Source organism: Streptomyces botrytidirepellens (assembly GCF_003721215.1).
Taxonomy (GTDB): domain Bacteria; phylum Actinomycetota; class Actinomycetes; order Streptomycetales; family Streptomycetaceae; genus Streptomyces; species Streptomyces himastatinicus.
Map to the genome: position 1 here is coordinate 1 of NZ_RIBZ01000189.1, position 3,583 is coordinate 3,583.

At 73.6% G+C, this 3,583-nt stretch carries 3 protein-coding genes; all 3 read right to left on the reverse strand.

All coding sequences use genetic code 11. The annotated features are described in order from the left end of the window. Positions 1-30: 30 nt before the first annotated feature. The 3 genes from EEJ42_RS14895 to EEJ42_RS14905 all read right to left on the reverse strand — a co-directional run bounded on the left by EEJ42_RS14895 (position 31) and on the right by EEJ42_RS14905 (position 3,582). Positions 31-1,362: a GNAT family N-acetyltransferase gene (locus EEJ42_RS14895; RefSeq protein ID WP_123100431.1), complete on the reverse strand. Its 1,332-nt coding sequence runs from the start codon at positions 1,360-1,362 to the stop codon at positions 31-33. Positions 1,363-1,495: 133 nt separating this feature from the next. Next, entirely contained in the window at positions 1,496-2,047 is a 552-nt protein-coding gene (locus EEJ42_RS14900) for a DUF1990 domain-containing protein (RefSeq protein WP_123100432.1), read from the reverse strand. A gap of 50 nt (positions 2,048-2,097) precedes the next feature. After that, the gene (locus EEJ42_RS14905; protein ID WP_246096733.1) at positions 2,098-3,582 is read right to left on the reverse strand and encodes an alkaline phosphatase D family protein; all 1,485 of its coding nucleotides are present in this window, start codon (positions 3,580-3,582) and stop codon (positions 2,098-2,100) included. Between the last annotated feature and the right edge of the window lies 1 nt (position 3,583).

A 3,583-nucleotide genomic window follows, 5' to 3' on the forward strand; every position in this document is an offset into this window, starting at 1 on the left:
CCCGGGGCGGCGGCCCCGGGCCCTGGGCGCTCAGCGGCCGCCGTGCGGCGCCGGGGCGGGCACCTGCGCGGGGGCCAGCTCGGCGGTGATTACGAGCGTGCCCTGCTCGATCTGGTAGTCCAGCGGCAGCCCGAGGGCGCGCATCGCCGCGACCATCCCGGTGTTGGCCGAATGGGTGACCGCGTAGACGCAGCCGCTGCCCGTCTCGACGGCCATCGCGACCAGCCGCCGCAGCAGCTCCCCGCCGATGCCGCGGCGCTGCCACGCGTCCTCGACGATCAGCGCGACCTCGGTCTCGTCCCCGTCCCACAGCAGATGGCCGAGCGCGACCAGCCGCCCGGAGGCGGTGTACGCGGCGAGGGTCCGGCCGTAGCGCGGGCTGAGCAGATGGTCCAGGTAGCGGTCGGCGTCGCCGAGCGGGCCGTGGTAGCGCCGCCCGAGCGTGGTGGCCGAGCACCGCTGGTGCATCGCGCGGGCCTCGGCCAGGTCCCGGGTGTCGGCCCGGCGCACGGTGACCTCGTTGCCCTCGGGCAGCGTCAGCACATCGCGGCGGTGCGGCAGCCGGGGGCCGAGCCGGGCGTCCAGCTCGACCAGCGCGCGGGCGCGCGCGAACTCGGTCGGGGTGAACGGCAGATGGGGCCGCTCGATGGTGAGCGCCCCGCCGGACGGGTCCCGCAGCCGCATCACGGTCTCCTCCAGCACCCCTTCGACCGGCGGCGTGTCCTCCAGGGGGCGGCCGCCGAGCGAGGTGGCCGGAAGCGAGTGGATGGTGCAGCGGCCGAGCAACTGGCGCAGCGCGAGCGGCAGTTCGGCGCCGTCCAGCGCGGTACGGGTCGCCAGCGTCAGCACCCGGGTCGGCGCGTCCACCAGATCGTGGGTGTCGGCGCGCTCGATCCAGGTGTCGCTGCCGCCCCCGGCGGCTATCGCGCGCTTCAGCTCGTCGACGGGTACGGCGGCGGGGGCGCGCAGCAGGAACTCGTCCACGGTCCCCTCGGCCAGCGGATGGGTCTGCAACGACAGGATGTCGACCCGGTGACCGGCCAGGGCCCCGCACAGGGCGGCCAGGGTGCCCGGCTCGTCCCGTACGGTCGTCCGGATCCGCCACAGCGTGGTGGCGGTGTCGTGCTGCGTGGTGTCCTCCGGGGCGCCCGCGGTCTCGGCCGCGCCGGTCCGCGACGGGTCCACGGGCTCCGGTGAGGATTCCGGCACCGGCGGGGCGTGGNGCGACGGGTCCACGGGCTCCGGTGAGGATTCCGGCACCGGCGGGGCGTGGCCGTGTAGTCGCCGGCGCCACCAGGTGGGCAGCTTCCAGCGGTCACGGGGCCGGGTCGGGTGGTGGTCGTGTGTTGCTCGAGGAGTCATGGAAAACAGCCTCGCGCAAGGGTGTTGCGTGATCACAAACGCTCTGTGACCGATGGGTTAAGTGTGCATCTGCTCGGAGAAGCTTGTTTTGTCCGAGATTAATCTGTCGGAGATTCAACGGTGGCGGATTCTCCTATCCCGCCGCCCGACTACCCGCCGCCCGGCCCCCGGCCGCCAGCCGCCGCAGCACCCGCCCGCAGCGGCGCGCGTACGCCCGCTGGAAGTACGGCACCAGCGGCGCCACCGCCCGGGTCAACCGCACCGCCGGGCGGCTGAACGCCGTGACCGTCAGCCACACCGAGCCGTCCCGCTCCAGGCTCACCACGAACGACTCCTCGCCGCGCTCCGGATGGCCGGGCAGCGTCCCGTACGCGAAGCCGACCGCCGTCCCGTCCGCCACCGTCCACACCACCGCGCACGGCGCGCGCAGCCGCAGCGGCCCGGCCCCCAGCCCCACCACGACCGTGCGCCCCTCGGCGGCGGGCCCGTCGGCGCGGATCGTGACGCCGACGGCCCGGTGCATCCGCCACTCCAGCACCGCGCGCCCCGCCGCCTCGAACACCTCCGGGCCCGTCCCGATCCGGGTCCGCACCCGCAGATGGCCGTATCCGGCGGGCAGCGGCAGGTGCCGGGTGGCGCCCACCTCGGGGTAGGTGAGGCGGGAGGACGGAACGCGGGAGGCCATGGGCGGTACGGTACGCGCCCCGGGGACGCGTACCGCACACATCGGCGCCGCTACTGGCCGACCAGCCCCGGCTTGAGCGCCTTGGTGAACAGCACCTTGCCGCCGACCTCCAGCAGCCGCACCGTCAGCTCGCCGCTGTCGCCGTCGATCTCCACCTCGCCGTAGAACTGGTAGCCCTCGGCGGGCGAGACGTTCGTCCGGTCCGGTGCCTTGAGATACGGCTGCTCCGGGCCGAAGGTGCCGTCCAGCTTCACTGCCGGGAAGGAGCCCGCGTTGAGCGGACCGGTGACGAACTCCCAGAACGGCGCGAAGTCCTTGAACGCCGCCCGCGACGGGTCGTAGTGCTGCGCCGAGGTGTAGTGGACGTCGGCCGTCAGCCACACCGTGCCGGTGATCTTCTGGTGCTTGATGTGCCGCAGCAGCTCCGCGAGCTGGAGCTCACGCCCCAGCGGGGCGCCGGGGTCGCCCTGCGCCACCGCCTCGAAGTCGCTCTTCCCGTCCGGGACCACCAGGCCCAGCGGCATGTCGCAGGCGATCACCTTCCACACCGCGCGCGACCGCGACAGCTCCCGCTTCAGCCACCCCAGCTGCTCGGCGCCCAGGATGCCCTGGGTGTCCTCCGGCTGGCGGCCGGGCGAGTTGGCGTCGCGGTACGTACGGCAGTCCAGTACGAAGACGTCCAGCAGCGGGCCGTGGTGCTGGACCCGGTACACCCGGCCGCTCGCGTCCGGCCGCAGCGTGCTGATCGGGAAGTACTCGGCGAACGCCTGCCGGGCGTGGGCCGCCAGCACGTCCACGTTCTTCTCGGTGTAGCGGTCGTCGGCCAGGATCTCGCCCGGGTACCAGTTGTTCAGCACCTCGTGGTCGTCCCACTGGGTGATGGTCGGCACCTCGGCGTGGAACCGGCGCAGATTCTCGTCCAGCAGGTTGTAGCGGAAGTTGCCGCGGTACTCGTCCAGGGTCTCGGCGACCTTGGACTTCTCCGGCGTCATGATGTTCCGCCAGGTGGAGCCGTCGGGCAGCTTGACGGTCTCGGTGAGCGGGCCGTCGGCGTAGATGTTGTCGCCGCTGCACAGGAAGAAGTCGGGGTTGCGGCGCCGCATCTCCTCGAAGGCGCGGTAGCCGCCCTGGTCCGGGTTGATGCCCCAGCCCTGCCCCGCCAGGTCGCCCGACCAGACGAAGCGCACGTCCTTCCGGCGCTCCGGCACCGTACGGAACGTCCCGTGCACCGGCTCACCGGTGCGGCGCGGGTCCTCCGGGTCGGCGAGCAGCACCCGGTAGTGCACCTGGCTGCCGGCCGGGAGGCCGTGCAGCGCGGTGCGGCCGGTGAAGTCCGTGCCCGGCCCGAGCAGCGGCCCCTGCCAGCGGCGCGGGCGCGTGAAGGACTCCGTCGCGGAGGTCTCCACGATCATCCGGGCCGGGCGGTCGGAGCGCACCCACACCAGACCCGAAGACGTCGTCACATCGCCCGTCTGCACGCCCCACCGGGCGCTCGGACGGCCCGACAGCGCCTGCGCGGGCGCCGCCGACGCCACC

Excerpts from the sequence above, each read along its gene's own strand:
- EEJ42_RS14900 (WP_123100432.1), bottom strand. The coding sequence starts at position 2,047 with ATGGCCTCCCGCGTTCCGTCCTCCCGCCTCACCTACCCCGAGGTGGGC.